At 59.1% G+C, this 16544-nt stretch carries 11 protein-coding genes and 1 pseudogene; 6 read left to right on the top strand and 6 right to left on the bottom strand.

Features of this window, described 5'->3' with window-relative positions; genetic code table 11:
• Positions 1 to 244 precede the first annotated feature (244 nt).
• Genes J2X66_RS13925 through J2X66_RS13935 form a run of 3 tightly spaced genes read left to right on the top strand, consistent with a single transcriptional unit; the run spans position 245 to position 4340 of the window.
• Entirely contained in the window at positions 245 to 2455 is a 2211-nt protein-coding gene (locus J2X66_RS13925) for a type VI secretion system tip protein VgrG (protein ID WP_310265168.1), read from the top strand.
• Entirely contained in the window at positions 2452 to 3450 is a 999-nt protein-coding gene (locus tag J2X66_RS13930) for a DUF2515 family protein (RefSeq protein WP_310265170.1), read from the top strand. Before J2X66_RS13925 ends, J2X66_RS13930 begins: the two co-directional genes overlap by 4 nt.
• A complete protein-coding gene (locus J2X66_RS13935; protein ID WP_310265171.1) occupies positions 3447 to 4340 on the top strand; it encodes a hypothetical protein in 894 nt (297 codons plus the stop codon). Before J2X66_RS13930 ends, J2X66_RS13935 begins: the two co-directional genes overlap by 4 nt.
• 282 nt (positions 4341 to 4622) lie before the next feature.
• On the opposite strand, the gene J2X66_RS13940 is transcribed toward J2X66_RS13935, so the two are convergent.
• The 3 genes and pseudogenes from J2X66_RS13940 to J2X66_RS13950 all read right to left on the bottom strand — a co-directional run.
• Positions 4623 to 7565 carry an EAL domain-containing protein gene (locus J2X66_RS13940; RefSeq protein ID WP_310265172.1) on the bottom strand — a complete coding sequence of 981 codons (2943 nt, stop codon included), beginning with the start codon at positions 7563 to 7565 and terminating at the stop codon, positions 4623 to 4625.
• A gap of 136 nt (positions 7566 to 7701) precedes the next feature.
• The gene (locus J2X66_RS13945; protein ID WP_310265173.1) at positions 7702 to 8397 is read right to left on the bottom strand and encodes a tRNA (adenine(22)-N(1))-methyltransferase TrmK; all 696 of its coding nucleotides are present in this window, start codon (positions 8395 to 8397) and stop codon (positions 7702 to 7704) included.
• Positions 8398 to 8530: 133 nt separating this feature from the next.
• Positions 8531 to 8890, bottom strand: a pseudogene (locus J2X66_RS13950) (dihydrofolate reductase family protein); the annotation flags it as partial.
• A gap of 209 nt (positions 8891 to 9099) precedes the next feature.
• Between J2X66_RS13950 and gltS the strand changes: the two are divergent.
• Complete coding sequence (gltS, locus tag J2X66_RS13955) at positions 9100 to 10314, top strand: sodium/glutamate symporter (RefSeq protein WP_310265176.1); 1215 nt, start codon at positions 9100 to 9102, stop codon at positions 10312 to 10314.
• A gap of 36 nt (positions 10315 to 10350) precedes the next feature.
• Here gltS and J2X66_RS13960 read toward each other — a convergent pair whose 3' ends face one another.
• The 3 genes from J2X66_RS13960 to J2X66_RS13970 form a co-directional block, all read right to left on the bottom strand.
• Positions 10351 to 10614 carry a hypothetical protein gene (locus J2X66_RS13960; protein ID WP_059182665.1) on the bottom strand — a complete coding sequence of 88 codons (264 nt, stop codon included), beginning with the start codon at positions 10612 to 10614 and terminating at the stop codon, positions 10351 to 10353.
• 58 nt (positions 10615 to 10672) lie between these two features.
• On the bottom strand, positions 10673 to 12436 hold the full coding sequence (locus tag J2X66_RS13965) for a sulfate permease (protein WP_310265180.1): 1764 nt from the start codon (positions 12434 to 12436) through the stop codon (positions 10673 to 10675).
• Between the two features lie 75 nt (positions 12437 to 12511).
• Positions 12512 to 13171 carry a hypothetical protein gene (locus tag J2X66_RS13970; protein WP_310265183.1) on the bottom strand — a complete coding sequence of 220 codons (660 nt, stop codon included), beginning with the start codon at positions 13169 to 13171 and terminating at the stop codon, positions 12512 to 12514.
• A gap of 280 nt (positions 13172 to 13451) precedes the next feature.
• Between J2X66_RS13970 and J2X66_RS13975 the strand changes: the two genes are divergently transcribed.
• Both J2X66_RS13975 and J2X66_RS13980 read left to right on the top strand, forming a co-directional pair.
• Entirely contained in the window at positions 13452 to 14750 is a 1299-nt protein-coding gene (locus J2X66_RS13975; protein WP_310265186.1) for a flavohemoglobin expression-modulating QEGLA motif protein, read from the top strand.
• Between the two features lie 131 nt (positions 14751 to 14881).
• Positions 14882 to 16465 carry a DUF3300 domain-containing protein gene (locus J2X66_RS13980; RefSeq protein WP_310265189.1) on the top strand — a complete coding sequence of 528 codons (1584 nt, stop codon included), beginning with the start codon at positions 14882 to 14884 and terminating at the stop codon, positions 16463 to 16465.
• The last annotated feature ends 79 nt before the right edge of the window (positions 16466 to 16544 follow it).

Consider the following 16544-nt stretch of genomic DNA (forward strand, 5'->3'; position numbering starts at 1 on the left):
ATACATTTTCAAAATGATTATTTCAGCGCGATGGCGAGGACTGTGTCCTCGTCAGAGTTGCCTTGGTCGCCACTTCGATAGCGATATACCAAGGTGAGCTCCCCATACTTACGGGCCCAAACCGTGCCACTAAGGGTTTCCCCTATCCCCCAAGCCCCCCGCACCTACGCCGTTTGCGCCTTGAACGGGGCCGTTTAATGCTGCACCATCCGCCCCAGCTTATCCAAAGGACGGAATTCAAGGCATGCTGGACGCTAACGCAACCCATATTTCCCTCACGCTGGAAGGTGTTTGCGCCGACCTGCAAGTCCTCAGTTTCGTCGGCCGTGAAGCCCTCAATCAGCCGTTCTGTTTCGACATCGAGCTGGTCAGCGCCCGACCCGACCTGAAACTCGAAGACATTCTGCACAAACCAGGTTGCCTGACCTTCGGCGCAACCGGCAAAGGCCTCATCCACGGCCTGGTCTATCGAATCGAGCAAGGCGACTCGGGTAAAAAACTGACCCGCTACAGCATCAGCCTGTGCCCGCAACTGGCCTACCTGCGCCACAACCACGACCAGCAAATCTTCCAGCAGTTAAGCGTGCCGAAGATCATCGCGCAGGTCCTGGAAGCGCGCGGCATCCTCGCTGACGCGTACAGTTTTCAGCTCGGCGCGGTTTACCCGGACCGCGACTATTGCGTGCAGTACGACGAATCCGACCTGCATTTCATCCAGCGTCTGTGCGAAGAAGAAGGCATTCACTTCCACTTCCAGCACAGCGCCAGCGGCCACACGCTGGTGTTCGGCGATGACCAGACGGTGTTCCGCAAACTCGCGCCCGTGGCCTACCAGCAAGACTCCGGCATGGCCGCCGAGAAACCGGTGATCAAACGCTTCAACCTGCGCCTGGAAACCCGCACCAGCCGCGTCAGCCGCCGCGACTACGACTTCGAGAAACCACGCATCCTACCCGAAGGCACCGCCAAGAGCGGCGTCGCCCCGGACCTCGAAGACTACAATTACCCCGGCCTCTTTCTCACGCGCGAACGCGGTAAACAACTGGCGACCCGTGCGCTGGAACGCCATCGCAGCGACTACAAACTCGCCGAAGGCAGAGGTGACGAACCGACGTTGGTCAGCGGCCACTTCATGGCCCTCAGCGAACACCCGCGCGTCGAATGGAACGACCTCTGGCTGCTGCTGGAAGTGGTTCACGAAGGCAAACAGCCGCAAGTGCTCGGCGAGAACATCACCAGCGACGTCACCCACAACAAAGACGATTTCCACCAGGGCTACCGCAACCGCTTCCTCGCCACGCCGTGGGACGCGCACTACCGCCCTGCCCTCGAACACCCGAAACCGCAAGTCCTCGGCAGCCAGACCGCCATCGTCACCGGCCCGCCCGGCGAAGAAATCCACTGCGACGAATACGGCCGCGTCAAAGTGCAATTCCACTGGGACCGCGACGGCCAGGCCAACGACAACACCAGTTGCTGGCTGCGCGTCGCCACCGGCTGGGCCGGCAGTGCCTACGGCGGCATCGCCATCCCGCGCGTCGGCATGGAAGTCCTCGTCACCTTCCTCGAAGGCGACCCCGACCAGCCACTGGTCACCGGCTGCCTGTACCACAAGGAAAACGTCGTCCCCTACGACCTGCCGGCGAACAAGACCCGCAGCACCTTCAAGACCCTCAGCTCACCGGGCGGCAAGGGCTACAACGAATTTCGCATCGAAGACAAAAAAGGCGTCGAACAAATCTACCTGCATGCCCAGCGCGACTGGGATGAAAACATCGAACACGACCAGAAAATCCGCATCGGCAACGAGCGGCACGACACGGTCGAGGCCAATGTCTTCAGCGAGTTCAAGGTTGAAGAGCATCGCATCACCCATCTGGACCGCAAGACTGAAGCGCGGGCGGATGATCACCTGACCGTGGCGGTGACCCAGCATGTGAAAGTGGGGACGGCGCAGTTTGTCGAGGCGGGAGAAGAGATTCACTACCACGCTGGGCAGAAGGTGGTGGTTGAAGGCGGGATGGAACTGACGGCCAAGGCTGGCGGGAGTTTCGTCAAGGTGGATGCCGGGGGCGTGACGATTAGTGGGGCTGAGGTGAAGACCAATTCGGGTGGGGCGCCGGGTTCGGGGAGCGGGATTGGCATTCTCGCCCCGCTTATTCCCGTTATTGCAGATCAGGCGCGGGCAGGAAGTTTGCTGAATGCAAAGAAAATAGCTGAGCGCTACGACGAACAGCTCAAGTTCGTTACGCGTCGAGGGCAACCAGTCAAATCAGTCAAAGCAGCACTGATCGTGCCATCCGAGACAGCCCCTCAAATATCGAGAAGCGACGCTAATGGCCTCCATCCGCGAGTCCAGACAGAGGCCGAAGAACCGGTGAAAGCCCACCTTGTCTGGGATGAACTGGTTGTGCCTGCCGGCGCAGATGACTATGAAGCGAGTAGAACGAAATGAGTGCGCAACCAATCACGACGTTCAAAACCAATGACAAAGAATGCTCTGTCCACGAAGTCGTACTGGGTTGCGATAAGTTGTGGGCGATGGGGCAGGAAGAAGCCATACGCCGTTTAAGCAAAAAACGCTCCTCCGCCTCCAGTAAATACGAGCTGATCTCAGACTTCAGCGCTCGTGCGGCGAGAATCGCGGCCGCTTACGCCAGTTTCTATCTGGAGCAAGGGGAAGATGGAAAGCCGGAACTCAAGGGCCGGTTCTACTGGATGGGGTTGGCGGCGTTTGCCAGCAAGCAGGTCAAATGCGGGTTGGACTTTATTCCGAATGATCCTTATCTGCTGCTGACGCCTCCCCTCGTTCAGCCACCTTTGCGTATTGGCAAAAACTCCTTGGGTAAAGGTAACTTCTGGCTGTTTCAGGATATTTTCGTCTGGCACTGGTTTTACAGCAAATATCCAAAACAGTTCGATGAGTGTGCGCCAGAGCGTAATGCACGCAGTTGTGAGGGGCAGATCAAAACCAATATTGATAGTTTGCCTTGGGCAGAAGAGGCGCTTGCCACCCTAAATAATTTGCACTTCACAAATGAACTTGCAGAAGGATTTAATAAAATTGGTGAAACTGAGAAACTTCCCTTTGGAAGAGCACAACGCGCTACGCAACTCTCATCATTAATAGCGATAGCCAATCACGAACAACGAAAAATCCTTCAGCCTTTAATATACGAAAGCGCCCCCTTCCGAGCTACGCTGAAGGTTCAAGCCGGTTTTGAATGGGCTCCCTTTGTTCCAGTCAGGGTTGCAGCATTCAGCACTGCTTGCGACGTCAAGCAACCAGAACTGAGGGTCCAAATGGACGACGGCGACCTCTACGACGAAACAGATAGAATGGTATTTATTACAAAAATTGCGAATCAATACCATTATTTAATGGATTCAGAGAAACACTACATGGAAAGCGAAATACAAAAAATCTCTACTTGGTCAAATCAGCAATGAAAAAAATCTTTTTTTTCGCGCTCTTTGTTCTCGCTGGCTGCAACGAAAGCCAAAACATGTTAGAGACCTCTACAATGAAATCCGAAACCCAACTAATTGAATTAAAACTTCTCAACCCGGTGAAAGACACTACGACCAACAGTGTTATTCCGTTCACTGAAAGCTGCATGAGCCAGGTAGATACTTGCTGGTATACAATACAAAAATCTGCAAACGATAAAAGCCTACCCACGGTGAACGTGAGCTTTAACGGACGGAAATTAAGTCTGGAGCAAGCCGTTGACGTCACCATTGTTGTTGATAAAAAAACATCTGACGACATAGAGACCCTAAACATAATACTGCGTGGACTCCCAAAAGGAAGTACCCACGAACAGTATAGAACTCTGATATACACACTCCTAGGCAAAATAAAAGAATCCGGCTGGTCTCATTTTTTCTTGCCAGAAGACCCGAGAATATCAGGATCACAGATCGAAAAAATCAGTAGCCCCGAATACGTTCTAGGACAATATGTCAGCAGTCACCCGTGGCTCGATCCTGACTATAAACTGGATCTGAAACGCTGGCTTAAAATCGGCTCTTTTTATAACTGGTATTTCTACAACAATGGAGCCTATCTTCATCTGAAAGCATGGCGACAAAACGATGACGAAGCCCCGACTGAAAAAGCGACCTACCTAATTACTCTGGAGTTTCAATCAGAGAAGAAATTCTGGCAAGATGGCATCAGTGACGAGAAAGACAGGCTTCACTGGAAAGAACTCTTGCCAAAAAGACTGAAAAGCTATCACGCGGCACGATTAGCACTTGAAGAAAAGGCTCGCGCCGCTGGTATCGAGATAGATGAGTCTTATCAAGACCCACCAATTCGTGCTCTTCAAGAGTAGGTGGTTTTTCTCCTTCCATAAGTAATAATTTGACACTCTCATATAAATCCAGCACCTACGGGTGCTGGGGCTGTCGCTGCCCTAGAGGCTTCGCACCATTTTCACGCTGGATGACCGAGCATTGAAAACTTACTGACTGATAATATCTTTCGTCTTTATCACAAGCTGAACAAACGCAGCCTGATCTACAAGTCCAAGCGCACAATCGAGTGCCACAAAGCTCAGACGTTTTCGCGGACTGATGAAAAACACTGCTCAACTGAGCGCGAGTTACAACGACGTTCACTTGGAGTAAACCGTTGGCGAGTCACCTGCCAGCGCCAGACTGGATGATGTAGTCAGCGAACTCGCCAACAACGCCTCCAACCCCATCGGCTTGGCGAAGTAGTAACCTTGCGCCTGCCCCGCGCCTATTTCTCGCAGCAGTTCCAGTGTCGCTTTATCCTCGACACCTTCGGCGACCACGCTCAGGTCCAGCGATTCAGCCATCCGCACAATCGCCCGGACGATGGCGCGGCTGCGCGCACTGGTGGTCAGTTCGAGGATGAACGATTTGTCGATCTTCAAACCGCTGAAGCGATATTGATGCACATAGCTCAGGGAAGAAAACCCGGCACCGAAGTCATCGAGCACCACCGACATGCCATTGTCGGCGAGCTGCTGCATGGTCAGGCGGGCGATGGCCGGCTCAGCCACCAGCGCACCTTCGGTCAACTCCAGGCAGATCCGCGAGGGCGCAACTCCGTGCCGCGCCAACAGTGCAAGCACTTCACTGGCGAAGTCTGGACGCGTCATGCTGTAACTGGAGCAATTGACGTGCACCGCAGGCCAATTGGCATGCTCGGGCTGAGCGAGGATCACCGCCACGCTGGTGAGCATGTACAGGTCCAGTCGACCAATCAGGCGCAAACCTTCGACATCCGGCAAAAACTCGCCCGGCGCGATCACTCGGCCGCCCGGTTGATGCCAGCGGACCAATGCTTCAAGTGCGACCAGTTCGCCGGTTTCGACGCTGACGATCGGCTGGAAATACGGCAGCAGTTCGTCGGTCCGTTTAAGCGCGTTGCGCAAGGCCCCTTCCCGCTCGACCTGGTCCGAGACCTCCCGGCGCACTTCCTGATTGAACACCGCGTAGCTGTCGCGCCCAGCGCTCTTGACCCGGTACATCGCCGCGTCGGCATCGCGCAGCAAGTCGGCCGGCTCGTGATGGAACTGACTGTCGGCGCTGACGATACCGATGCTGCAGGACGAAAACACTTCATGGCCATTGATGAAAAACGGCAGGTCGAACGCCACCAGAATCCGTTCGGCGATTTCGATCACCACCTCCAGCGGCGCCTCGGGTGCCAACACTGAAAACTCATCGCCCCCCAGGCGCGCCAGCATATCGGTCTCGCGCAGGCAACCGCGCAGACGCTGGGCGGCTTGCATCAGCAGCAGGTCGCCAAAATGGTGGCCGAGGCTGTCGTTGACCATCTTGAAACGGTCGAGGTCGATGAACATCACCGCCAGGTGCCCGCCGACGCTGCCGAACTCCAACCAGGCCTGGCTGAGGCGCTGTTGCAGGTAAGTACGATTCGGCAGCCCGGTCAGCGCATCGTGAGAGTTTTCGTGTTGCAACTTGGCATTCGCGTGATCGAGCTCGCGGGTGCGGTTCTGCACCCGTGCCTCCAGCTTGAGATTGGCGGCATGGATCGCTTCGGCAGCCGTGCGACGTGACAATGCGGTGTCGATGTGCCGCGAGACGAACGTCAACAGCTCCTGATCACGCAGGGTATAGCGCACCTGTGAGGTATAGCTCTGCACCGCCAGCACGCCACGCACCACATCGCCATCGAACAAGGGAATGCCCAGCCAGGAGAAAGACCGAACAGACTCATTGGCCAGTTCAATTTCACCGGCCGCCGCCAAGCGTTCAGCCTCGCCGACGTCAATCAGGCAAGGCCGACGCCGCCGGATAACGTACTCGGTCAAGCCGCGACATCCACGTCGTGCCGGTGGGCAAATCGTCTGCCGCTCATCGACGTAATACGGAAAAGTCACCTCACTGATCGCGTCGTCGAACAGCGCAATGTAGAAGTTCTGCGCAAACAACAGATCACCGACGATGCCATGCAACGTTTGAAACAGCTCAGCCATGTCGCCTGGCTGACTCGACAGTTCGGCAATCTGGAACAGCGCGCTTTGCAGATGCTCGGCGCGCTGTCGGTCGGCCACTTCCTGCCTCAACGCATCGTTGACGGCCGACAGCTCCAGGGTGCGGCGCATCACCGTCTCTTCCAGGTCTTCGCGGTGCAGAATCCGGTCCAGCGCCATCGCCACGTGGCGGGCCACCACCAGAAACAGCGCGCGATCTTCAGCGCTGTAGGTTCGGGAAACGTCGTAGACCTGCATGGCCAGCATGCCAAAGACGTCGTCCGAGGCATTTTTCAACGGCGCGCCCATCCAGAACTCCGGACGATCCCCCACGCAGTAGAAACGGTCCTCGGCCTGCGCCGCGATGATGCCGGCGGCGTCGATCAGCAGTGGCTGGCCGGTGGTCAACACCTGGCCGGTCAACGACAGGTGCGAAGGGTCCAGGTATTCATAGTGCTGGGACTCCACGGCATCCACGTCGATGATGTCGACGTAATACGGGTAGTCGATCTTGCCAGTGTGCGGGTCATACAGCGCGAGATAGAAGTTCTCGGCATCGATCAGGCTGGCCAGCAGTTGATGAACCCCCACCAGAAACACCGAGCGGTCGCGGGTCGAACTGGCCAGGTAGGTGATTTCATACAGCACACGCTGAGTAATCTGCGCGCGGGCCAGGGTATTGGTCTGGACCTGAATGCCCAGGCGCTGGGCGAAATCGGCGAGCGCCGGGTCCGCCGCTTCGTCGAGGGGGGCAAGTAGCCAACCCAGCTCGCTTTCGCCTTTACCGGTCGGCCAGCGGTGCAAGCGCCGGGTCTGGCAAAAGGCGTCAAAGTCTTCATTCGCCACGCTTGCCGGCCACTGCACCTGCGGGTCGCCCTGCCCGACCAGATGCGTTTGTTCACCGGCGCGGTAAACCGCCCACGCCGTGGAGTGTGCCCAGTGGCGCGCGGGGATGAACAATTGCTCGAGGGTGTCCTTGTTGCCAGCGTAGGTCATGCCGACCGTATCCAGATATCCATTCAGTTGAGATGCGACAACGTCGCAATCGTTCGATTGCCGCGGGGCGTCGGTCAATGGACGAACACTCATCAGCGCTCCCTGAGCCAAAAACTGGCGATACTCACTTACTGATTGCTGGCAATGTGCCGGTTAGCTTCCCGTTTAAAGCTAATGGGAGTTTTTTTCAATCGTTTTATTGGGTGGTCGCCCTAAATGGACGACCGGCTCACACCAGCAGCTCAGTGATCCAGCGCGCCTGTCGGGAAATGTCTTGCAGCTTCTCCTGCGGCACGGCCTGCTGTGCTCGGGCGAGCTGGTTCAGGGTCTTCTGCTTTTCGCGCAGCAGGCGCTGCCACTTGGCCAGGAACGCCGGACTGCGTGCCTGCATCTGCAGCGGGCCGAAGTATAGCTCCTCAGCGGTGTACATCACCGGGCCAGCGCGCTCGGCAACGATGATTTCGTAGTCGAAGCGATTTTCCCGCAGCAGCTCTTCGCAGAGAATGCGGTAGCCATTTTCCATCAACCATTGGCGCAGTGGCTGCTCGCCGCCGTTGGGCTGCAGGATCAAGCGCTCCTGCCCGCTCAGCCGCGCCTTGCCGCTGTCGAGGATGTCGCGAATCGTCTCGCCGCCCATGCCGCAGATGCTGATCGCGGTGATCCCGTCGCCCGGCTCGATGGCCGCCAGCCCATCGGCCAGGCGCACGGTGATCCGCACGTCCAGGTCGTTCTCACGCACGGTGCGTTCAGCCGCATGGAACGGCGTCAACGCCACCTCACCGGCGACGGCCGCCACGATGGCGCCACGGCGCATCAACGCCACGGGCAAGTAGCCGTGATCGGAGCCGATATCGGCCAGGCGTGCACCGACTGGCACATGCGCCGCCACGCGCTCCAGGCGCATGGACAATGTCTGTTCGTTCAACTGCAGTTCCCTTCACCACGAATGCCCGGCACCGTTGGCCGGATCGGGACGCGATTGTGTCGGGCAACGCTGCGCATTACAAATTCCTGCGACCGGGGCCCGGATCGGCCCCGTCCTGGCGCCTGCGTCAGGGTCATCGGACCAGCCGATACGTAGACTGCACCAAACCGGAAGGAAAACAGCGACTGGAGACCAGTTTCAAGTCAACATCTTGCTGAAGGCCCCCGAACAATGGCCTTCCCGACCCGATCAGAACGGGCACGGTGGTAATCACCATGTCAGCCACTAACCCATCGCGCAGGAATGACTGCACCAACTGCCCGCCATCGACATAAACCCGTTGCACGCCTTGCCCGGCCAGCTCCTCCATCAAGGCCCCGGGGGTTAGATTGGAAAAACGCAGCTTGCCCTTCAACGCGTCGGGCACCGGTGAATTGGCCAACTGTTCAGACAGCACCACGACGGGCCGGTCATAGAACCATGATTCGAAGGTGGCCATCAGGCCTCTCCTATTTATCCGTCGCAGGTCAATGCATGATCATACGTGTGAATTTGAGGAAGACCTGGACAAGCAAGCATTTGGGCGCGACAGGAAGGATTTAACCCGCCTGCTATGCTGCATCCACCGTTCGTTGACTCAGGTCTAAACACCGGACGGCCGAATCCTGATAATGATTGTTCATATTTTTAGGCAGGCTCTGAATGACTCCTCAGATCTTCCAGATTCATGGCCTCGTGAGTTTTACCCTCGCCATCCTCCTGCTTTTTCTTGGCAAATCCCTTGTCCAGCGCAACGCCTTGTTGCGCCAATACTGTATTCCCGAGTCGGTGGTTGGCGGCTTTGTCTGTGCGGCAGTGACGACCCTGTTTTATTTCGGCCTTAACATCGAGATCGAATTCGATCTCGATGTTCGCGACACCCTGCTGCTGTATTTCTTTGCCGGCATTGGCTTGAACTCGGACATGCGCCAGCTGCTCAAGGGCGGCGTCCCGCTGCTGATCCTGCTGGTGCTCGCGGGCGTGTTCATCGTCCTGCAAAACGCGCTGGGCATGGGCGTGGCCGAAGCATTTGGACTCGATCCCAAGGCCGGGTTGATGGTGGGGTCTATCTCCCTGACGGGGGGCGCGGGCACGACCCTGGCCTGGGCGCCGCTGTTCGTTGACAAGCTGGGCATCACTAACGCGCATGAACTGGGCATGGCCAGTAACACTGTCGGCCTGATTGCCGCGTGCGTGATCGGCGGCCCGATCGCCAACCGCCTGATACGTCGTCATCAACTGACACCTTCCGGGGACGGGAGCCTGGAAGTCGGCGTCCTTGAACAGCAACCCCACCAGTCAATGGACTACTACGATGTGCTCTGGGCGTGGATGTGGCTTAACCTGACCCTGATGCTCGGCTACGGACTCAACCTGCTGCTGGTCGATGCCGGTATCACCCTGCCCAAATTCGTCAGTTGCCTGTTCGCGGGTATCGTCATTCACCACATCGTTCTCGCGGTGATGGATGAACAACGGCTGAAATCCTGGGGCGGCGCCCGCCTGGGTCTGTCGCTGATCTCCGATATCTGCCTGGGCATGTTTCTGACCATGGCGCTGATGGGGCTTCAGCTCTGGCAGCTCAGTGGCGCGTTGCTGTTCATTCTGTGCGCCTTGACCCTGCAAATCCTGCTGACGGTGCTCTACACGTATTTCGTGGTGTTCCGCTGCATGGGCCGCAATTACGAAGCCAGCGTGATAGCGTCCGGCTTCGGCGGCATTGCCCTCGGCTCCACGGCAACGGCCATCGTCAACATGACGACCGTGACGCAAAAATATGGCGCGGCACACCAGGCCTTCCTGATCGTGCCGCTGGTGTGTGGTTTTTTCATTGACCTGGTCAACGCGGTGATCATTGGCATGTTCAGTGGCATCTAGCGGCCTGCCCGGTCCCTGGCGGTAGGGGTCAGCACCTCAATATTTGATGTCCCGGGCAGTGCGGCGCGTGTCCTGTTTGGTGCTGCGCTTGTCCTGGCGGCATTGCGCGTTGCTTTTCTCACTGGCCTGCCTGCAATCGACCTTGGTTTGCCGTGCATCCGAGCGCCCTGTCTGCCGTGTATCCCGCGCTTCACGCCGCTGTTCTCCCTGCTCGGTCGCGTAAGCCGTTACCGATACTGACTGCACACCCACGGCGACGACCAGTGTCGCCAGGGCCATCATGCTGTATTTGCGAATCATGATATTCCTCCCGTTAAAACGCTTGGCTGGCTCACTGCCAATCAGTTTAGTCGTCCACTCAGTTTGCGGGGTACATCGCGAGGTAGCTGTCGACGGCCGTGTCTATCGTTGGAAAAAACGCCGTTTCGCCAAACTGCGAAAACAGCCCGAACCGCTTCAGTTTGTCCTTGACCGGGTCTTTCATCTCGGCCAGACACAACTCGATGCCAGCCGCACGCAGGGTTTCGTCCAGTTCGGCCAACATGTCGGCAGACGTCACGTCGACGCTGGTCATCGGTTCCGCCGCCACGACGACCCAGCGCACGGGCGTAGGCGATGTCGCCACGGCGTCCAGCACCCGGTCGTTAAACAGTTCGGCATTGGCGAAAAACAACGGGGCGTCCCAGCGAAACAGGACCAGGCCGGGGATGAGCCGGGCATTGGGAAAACGCTTGAGGTCGTGGTAACCCTTGACCCCATCGGCACGTCCCAATACGGCGGAGTACGGCCGCCAGCCATCCCAGAGGAATTCGATCACCGCCAGCAAGATGGCCAGGCCAATGCCCTCGATGGCGCCGAACACCGCGACGCCGACGGTGCAGGCGATGGACAGCCAGAACTCCCAGCGCTGAATGCGATAGATACGCCGCAGATCAGTGATCTCAATCAAGCCGATGGCCGAAGCGATGACTACCGCCGCCAGCGCGCTGTTGGGCAGGTCCTGCAACAGGTTCGGCGCCACCATCAGCAGCAAAGCCACCGCCAGCGCGCCGACGACACCGGACAATTGGGTTTTGGCGCCGGCAGCCTCGGCCACCGGAGTGCGTGACGAACTGCTGCTGATGGGAAAACCCTGGAAAAAACCGGCCGCCAGGTTCGCTACGCCGAGCCCGACCATTTCCTGGTTCGGATCGACGTAGGTGCGCGACCGCGCGGCATAGACACGCGAGAGCACGCTGGTGTCGGCAAACGAAACCAGTGCGACGGCGCAACCACCGATCAGGACCGGGACCATATCCGCTGAAGTGATCCAGGGAATGGCGAACGCGGGCATGCCTTGTGGAAGTTCACCGAGCACCGAAATGCCGTATTTCGTGGCAAGGTCCAGCACACCGACGGCGACGGTTGCCCCTGCCACGGCGATCAAAATACCCGGAATGCGTTTGTGCCCCTTGAGCAACAGGATCACCACCAACGTGGCGGCGCCAACCGCGAAGGTGACCCAGTTGGTTTTTCCGTGCAGTACGGCGGTGAAGATCGCCCATATGTTTCTCAGCGGCCCGTCGGATTCGATCTTGAAGCCAAAAAACTTGGGTAACTGGCTGATCAGTACGGTCAGCGCGATACCGTTCATGTACCCGTAGCGGATCGGCTTGGAGAGCAACTCTGTGATAAATCCCAGGCGCGCGATACCGGCGAGGATGCAGACAATACCCGACACTATCGCCATCATTCCCGCCAGGGCGACGGCGCGATACGGGTCGCCGCCGGACAGTGGCAGGATCACCGCCAGAATGACCGCTGCCAGCGAAGAATCCGGTCCCAGCACCAGAATCCGGCTGGGCCCGAACAGCGCATAAGCGAGCAGCGGAATGATCGTCGCGTAGAGGCCATAGATGCCGGGCACACCTGAGGCCACCGCGTAGGCGATACCGACAGGCACCAGCATCGTGGTCAGGACGAGTCCGGCCACAATGTCATTTCGCAGCCACGCAATCTGATAGTGGCGCAGCGTGTTCAGCCCCGGCAGCCAGCGCACCAGCAGGCTCTGATCGGTGCCTGCAACGCGGCGGGCAATGCGCCCTGGTTCCGGGGCGGAAGGTGGAGAATCTGAATCGCTCATAGAACTGTAACCCCTTGGTGTACAGCGCATGTTGGCATGGGAGGTGGCGCCTATTGATTGCGCCCTCCTCTGTTTTTAACCACCGAGAGCGATGATTGCAACGATCAGCACAGCGCCGGTGACCGCCATTGCCACGCCGCCCTGCCACGGTTTTGCACCGGCGTATCGCGCCAGCATCCACCCCGCGATGAACAGCACGGCGAGCCCGACCAGATTGGATAAACGCACGGCGAGCGCCGTGTCGTCGAGTAACAGGAATGGCACTACGAGGGGAAAGGTCGAGGCCACTACCAACAGAAAAACGCCCAGCGCCCCCTTGAAATCATCCCAGCCGAGTCCCGACGTCACGGACGCGGCCGGGTACTGGACCAGACGGCTGCGTAGCAATTCCAAGGTCTCTGGCTTGGCCGCTGCCGCCACGTGCGTCGGTAATGCAGCCGCCACAAGCGCTTGACCAGTGGCCGCATCCGCCTCGCCGAGTTTGGCGTATAGCGTGCTTTTGCGCGTGCGGTCGATCAAGGCTCGCAGCAGGTACATCACAGCGTCCGCGAGGCCCCAGGCCAGGTTGCAACCGAGTGCGGCGAACATCATTGTCCGTTCCGCCTCCTGGCCCGACGTCGCCACGCTGATCGTTCCGGTGAACGTCATCGCCATGAGCAAGCCGAAAATCACTTCTGTGACACGATCGACGGGGTCGAGTATCCGTGCCCGCTTTTGTTCCCCGGTGTTCGGCATGGGCCCTACCTCGCTGAAAAATCCTGTGTGGTGCAAGCTTTCAAAGGACAAAGCACAGCGCTTTCAGGCGGCGCTCTTTTTTGATTTCACTTCATTGTAGTGACAAAAAAAATTGTCGCCGCCGGTGTGCGCGAGTCTCCAAAGCAACACGATTGCCTATGAGCGGAATCGCACTCTGTAGCAGCGGTCGAAGCCTGCGGCTACAGACGTTTTGTTGCTTGTATATCGGCCGCAACGACTAAGCTTTTTCAGGTCAAGCTCGTCGCCCCGGGAGATTCCGATGCACGCCGCCCCCCTCTCTGAACTCGATGCCGCCCTGCCCGGTCTGGCCCGTAAAATCCGCGTGTTGGATGCCTTGTCCTGGCCGGATGGGGTCGAAGAAACCTTCCTGGCGAACTGGCGGGCCGGGAAAGCCGCGTTGCCAGACGTCGAGCTGCGCCCCCGTGACCACCGCGCCGACATCACCGCCCTGGAAGCCTTTATTGAGCGATGCGATGTGGGGCATCCCGCCGGCAACCACCTCGCCATGACGGCGCGAAGTTACGCCACGGCCGGACGCATGCTAGGGGCTATTGGCACGCCCGCCTTCACTGACTATTCGTCTGCGCTGTATCGGCGTCCGGATTTCTATTACCACCGCCTGAAACTGAGCATGCTCGACGCCGCCCGGTTTTTCCTCAACACCACCGATGCCCTGCTCGGCGGTACACGGATTCCACCGAGCCCGGCCCAGATCCCGGCCGAGGCCTTCGCGGCCTGGATGCAGCCGGAACTGGACCGCTTCTTCGGCGAGGGGCGAATCACGGTCGTGCTCGATCCGACCCTGGCCGCCAAAGCCATCGCCGGGGCGAGCCGCATCCGCCTGCGTGCCAGCGCCCTGTTTTCGGAACTGGACAAGAACCAGTTGTTGCAGCACGAGGCCTTCGTGCATATCGCCACCGCGCAAAACGGCGCGCTCCAACCCAACCTCAAAAGCCTCGGCCTGGGCGCGCCACGCACAACCCAGACTCAGGAGGGTATTGCCACCCTGGCCGAGCTGTTTACCGGCAGCATGGACATCAATCGTTTGCGTCGGCTGGCCTTGCGCGTGCTTGCCGTCCAGCAAGCACTGGAGGGCGCCGACTTCATTCAAGTGTTCGAAGGCTTTCTGGCGGCCGGCCAGTCGCAAGAGGAGTCGTTTCGCTCGACCCAACGGGTGTTCCGCGGCGCCGACTTGCGGGGCGGCTCGGCGTTCACCAAGGATGCCGCTTACCTGACCGGCTTGCTCGGCGTGCACACCCTGCTGCGCATCGCGATCCGCGACAACCGGCCGGAGCTGGTGGGCCATTTGTTTGCCGGGCGCCTCAGCCTGGGGGATACCGTACGCCTGGCGCCGCTGTTCGAATCCGGCTGGCTCACGGCGCCAGTCCATCTGCCGTCCTGGGCCAGCGATCTGCGCCTGCTCGCCGCCAACCTCGCCTTCTCTGCCTTTATCACCCGGATCCAGTTGGATGTGCTGGATCTGGAGGTGCTCATGGCGTTCGCAGACGAGCACGAAACCGATGCCAGTGGTGGCGGTGCTTCGAGAGAACGTAAATAAGTGGAAGTTTTTTTTTGTTTGCTACGCTTATTGAGCGGCGTCGAAATCGAGTCCTGTGGCTTGCACAGTCGGCTTCAACCTACCGGGCATTGATCCACTCATTCAAACCTGCCTGACTACAGGGAGTTGCAATGCGCATTCCAGTCTTTTACGCGCTGTCGGCTGTCCTATTGTTGAGCGGGTCTAACGGCATGGCCGCCGGTACGACCGCACCTGCGCCCGCAAACGCTGCCGCTACGGCGCCAGTCCCTGCGTCCGCCGCGCTGCCGGCTAAAGATCCTGTGTTTACCCAGGAACAGCTGGATCAAATGCTGGCGCCGATTGCCCTTTACCCCGATCCACTGCTGGCGCAGGTACTGATGGCCTCCACGTACCCCGGGGAAGTTGCCGAAGCGGTCACCTGGTCAAAAGCCCATCCGGACGCCAAGGGCGACGATGCGGTCAAACAGGTGGCGAGCCAACCCTGGGACCCAAGTGTGCAGGCACTGGTAGCCTTCCCGCAGGTGTTGGCAACGCTGGGGCAGGATCCTGTCTGGGTACAACGCCTGGGTGATGCCTTCCTCGCGCAGCCCGACGATGTCATGAACGGGGTGCAACGCTTGCGTCGTCAGGCGCAGGAAGCAGGCAACCTGCAGAGCAATCAATATCAGAACGTGACCATTCAGAATAATGCGGCGCCAGCACCGGCCCCCGCAGCAGAACCCGCTCCGGCAGCCCCGGCGCCGGCCCCTGCCAGCAGCTCCACCATCATCATTCAGCCCGCCGACCCTCAGGTGGTGTACGTGCCCACGTATAACCCGACAACCGCCTACGGCACCTGGCCGTATCCGGCCTCACCGCCTGCATACTACCCACCACCGCCGGCCTATTACCCTGGCCAGGCCTTGATGGCCGGGCTGGCATTTGGTACCGGCGTGGCCATCGTCGGCGCGCTGTGGGGTGAGTGTGACTGGGGCAATAACGACGTCGACATCGACGTTGAACGCTACAACAACATCAATGGCAACAACCGCATCAACGTGAATCAGAACAAGTGGGAACACAACTCCGCGCACCGCAATGGCGTTCCCTATCGCGATAACCGAAGCCGCGAGCAATACGGCCGCCAACTGGACGGTGCCAGTCAGCGTCAGGCCTATCGAGGGGACAATGCCCAGCGCGCCCAGGCCCGTGAAAACGCCCGCAGTTCAATGGACAGGGCCGGTATCGAACGCCCTCCTACCAGCAATCGCGAAGCCCGTGATCAAGCGCGTGATGCTTCCAGAGCTAACGCCAGCAATCGGATGCAAGCCAGTACGGACAGACCGAACACGGCCAATAGAGCGCAGACCTCCGACAGACAAAACGCAGCGGATAGACAGAAGGCCGCTGACAGAGCCAAGGCTGCGGACAGAAGCCAAGGCACTGCCCGAAACAATCAGGCGAATCAGCAGCCGAGAAAACAGACCGCTCAGACGAACCAGCGACAGGGCAACGCGCAGGCGCGCCAATCGACGCAAAACCGGCCTTCCACGACGGCCGCCAGCAAAGGCAGTGCCCGCAACAACGCCTTCGCCGGCGCGCGCTCACCGTCCCAGGTCAACGCACAAGCCAGTCGTGGCCGGGCCAGCCAGGCATCCGCCCAGCGCCCCAGCGCCTCGCGAGCCGCCGGCCATCAGGTCAGTCGGCCATCCAATCCGCCAGCACGTCAAAGTCAAAGGGGTGGCCGTCGTTGAATAACTCTCCTCAATTGAAGGCACGCCTGGGTGTGCTCCTTCAGGCCTTGGCGATAACTGCCGGTTTGGCGTGGTCGTG

Origin of the sequence: Pseudomonas sp. 3296 (assembly GCF_031456615.1) — a bacterium.
Classification (GTDB): domain Bacteria; phylum Pseudomonadota; class Gammaproteobacteria; order Pseudomonadales; family Pseudomonadaceae; genus Aquipseudomonas; species Aquipseudomonas mucoides.

Bases quoted from the DNA above. Each gene is read 5' to 3' on its own strand.
- J2X66_RS13925 (WP_310265168.1), top strand. From the start codon at position 245: ATGCTGGACGCTAACGCAACCCATATTTCCCTCACGCTGGAAGGTGTT.
- J2X66_RS13930 (WP_310265170.1), top strand. From the start codon at position 2,452: ATGAGTGCGCAACCAATCACGACGTTCAAAACCAATGACAAAGAATGC.
- J2X66_RS13935 (WP_310265171.1), top strand. From the start codon at position 3,447: ATGAAAAAAATCTTTTTTTTCGCGCTCTTTGTTCTCGCTGGCTGCAAC.
- J2X66_RS13940 (WP_310265172.1), bottom strand. From the start codon at position 7,565: ATGAGTGTTCGTCCATTGACCGACGCCCCGCGGCAATCGAACGATTGC.
- gltS (WP_310265176.1), top strand. From the start codon at position 9,100: ATGACTCCTCAGATCTTCCAGATTCATGGCCTCGTGAGTTTTACCCTC.
- J2X66_RS13960 (WP_059182665.1), bottom strand. From the start codon at position 10,614: ATGATTCGCAAATACAGCATGATGGCCCTGGCGACACTGGTCGTCGCC.
- J2X66_RS13965 (WP_310265180.1), bottom strand. From the start codon at position 12,436: ATGAGCGATTCAGATTCTCCACCTTCCGCCCCGGAACCAGGGCGCATT.
- J2X66_RS13970 (WP_310265183.1), bottom strand. From the start codon at position 13,171: ATGCCGAACACCGGGGAACAAAAGCGGGCACGGATACTCGACCCCGTC.
- J2X66_RS13975 (WP_310265186.1), top strand. From the start codon at position 13,452: ATGCACGCCGCCCCCCTCTCTGAACTCGATGCCGCCCTGCCCGGTCTG.
- J2X66_RS13980 (WP_310265189.1), top strand. From the start codon at position 14,882: ATGCGCATTCCAGTCTTTTACGCGCTGTCGGCTGTCCTATTGTTGAGC.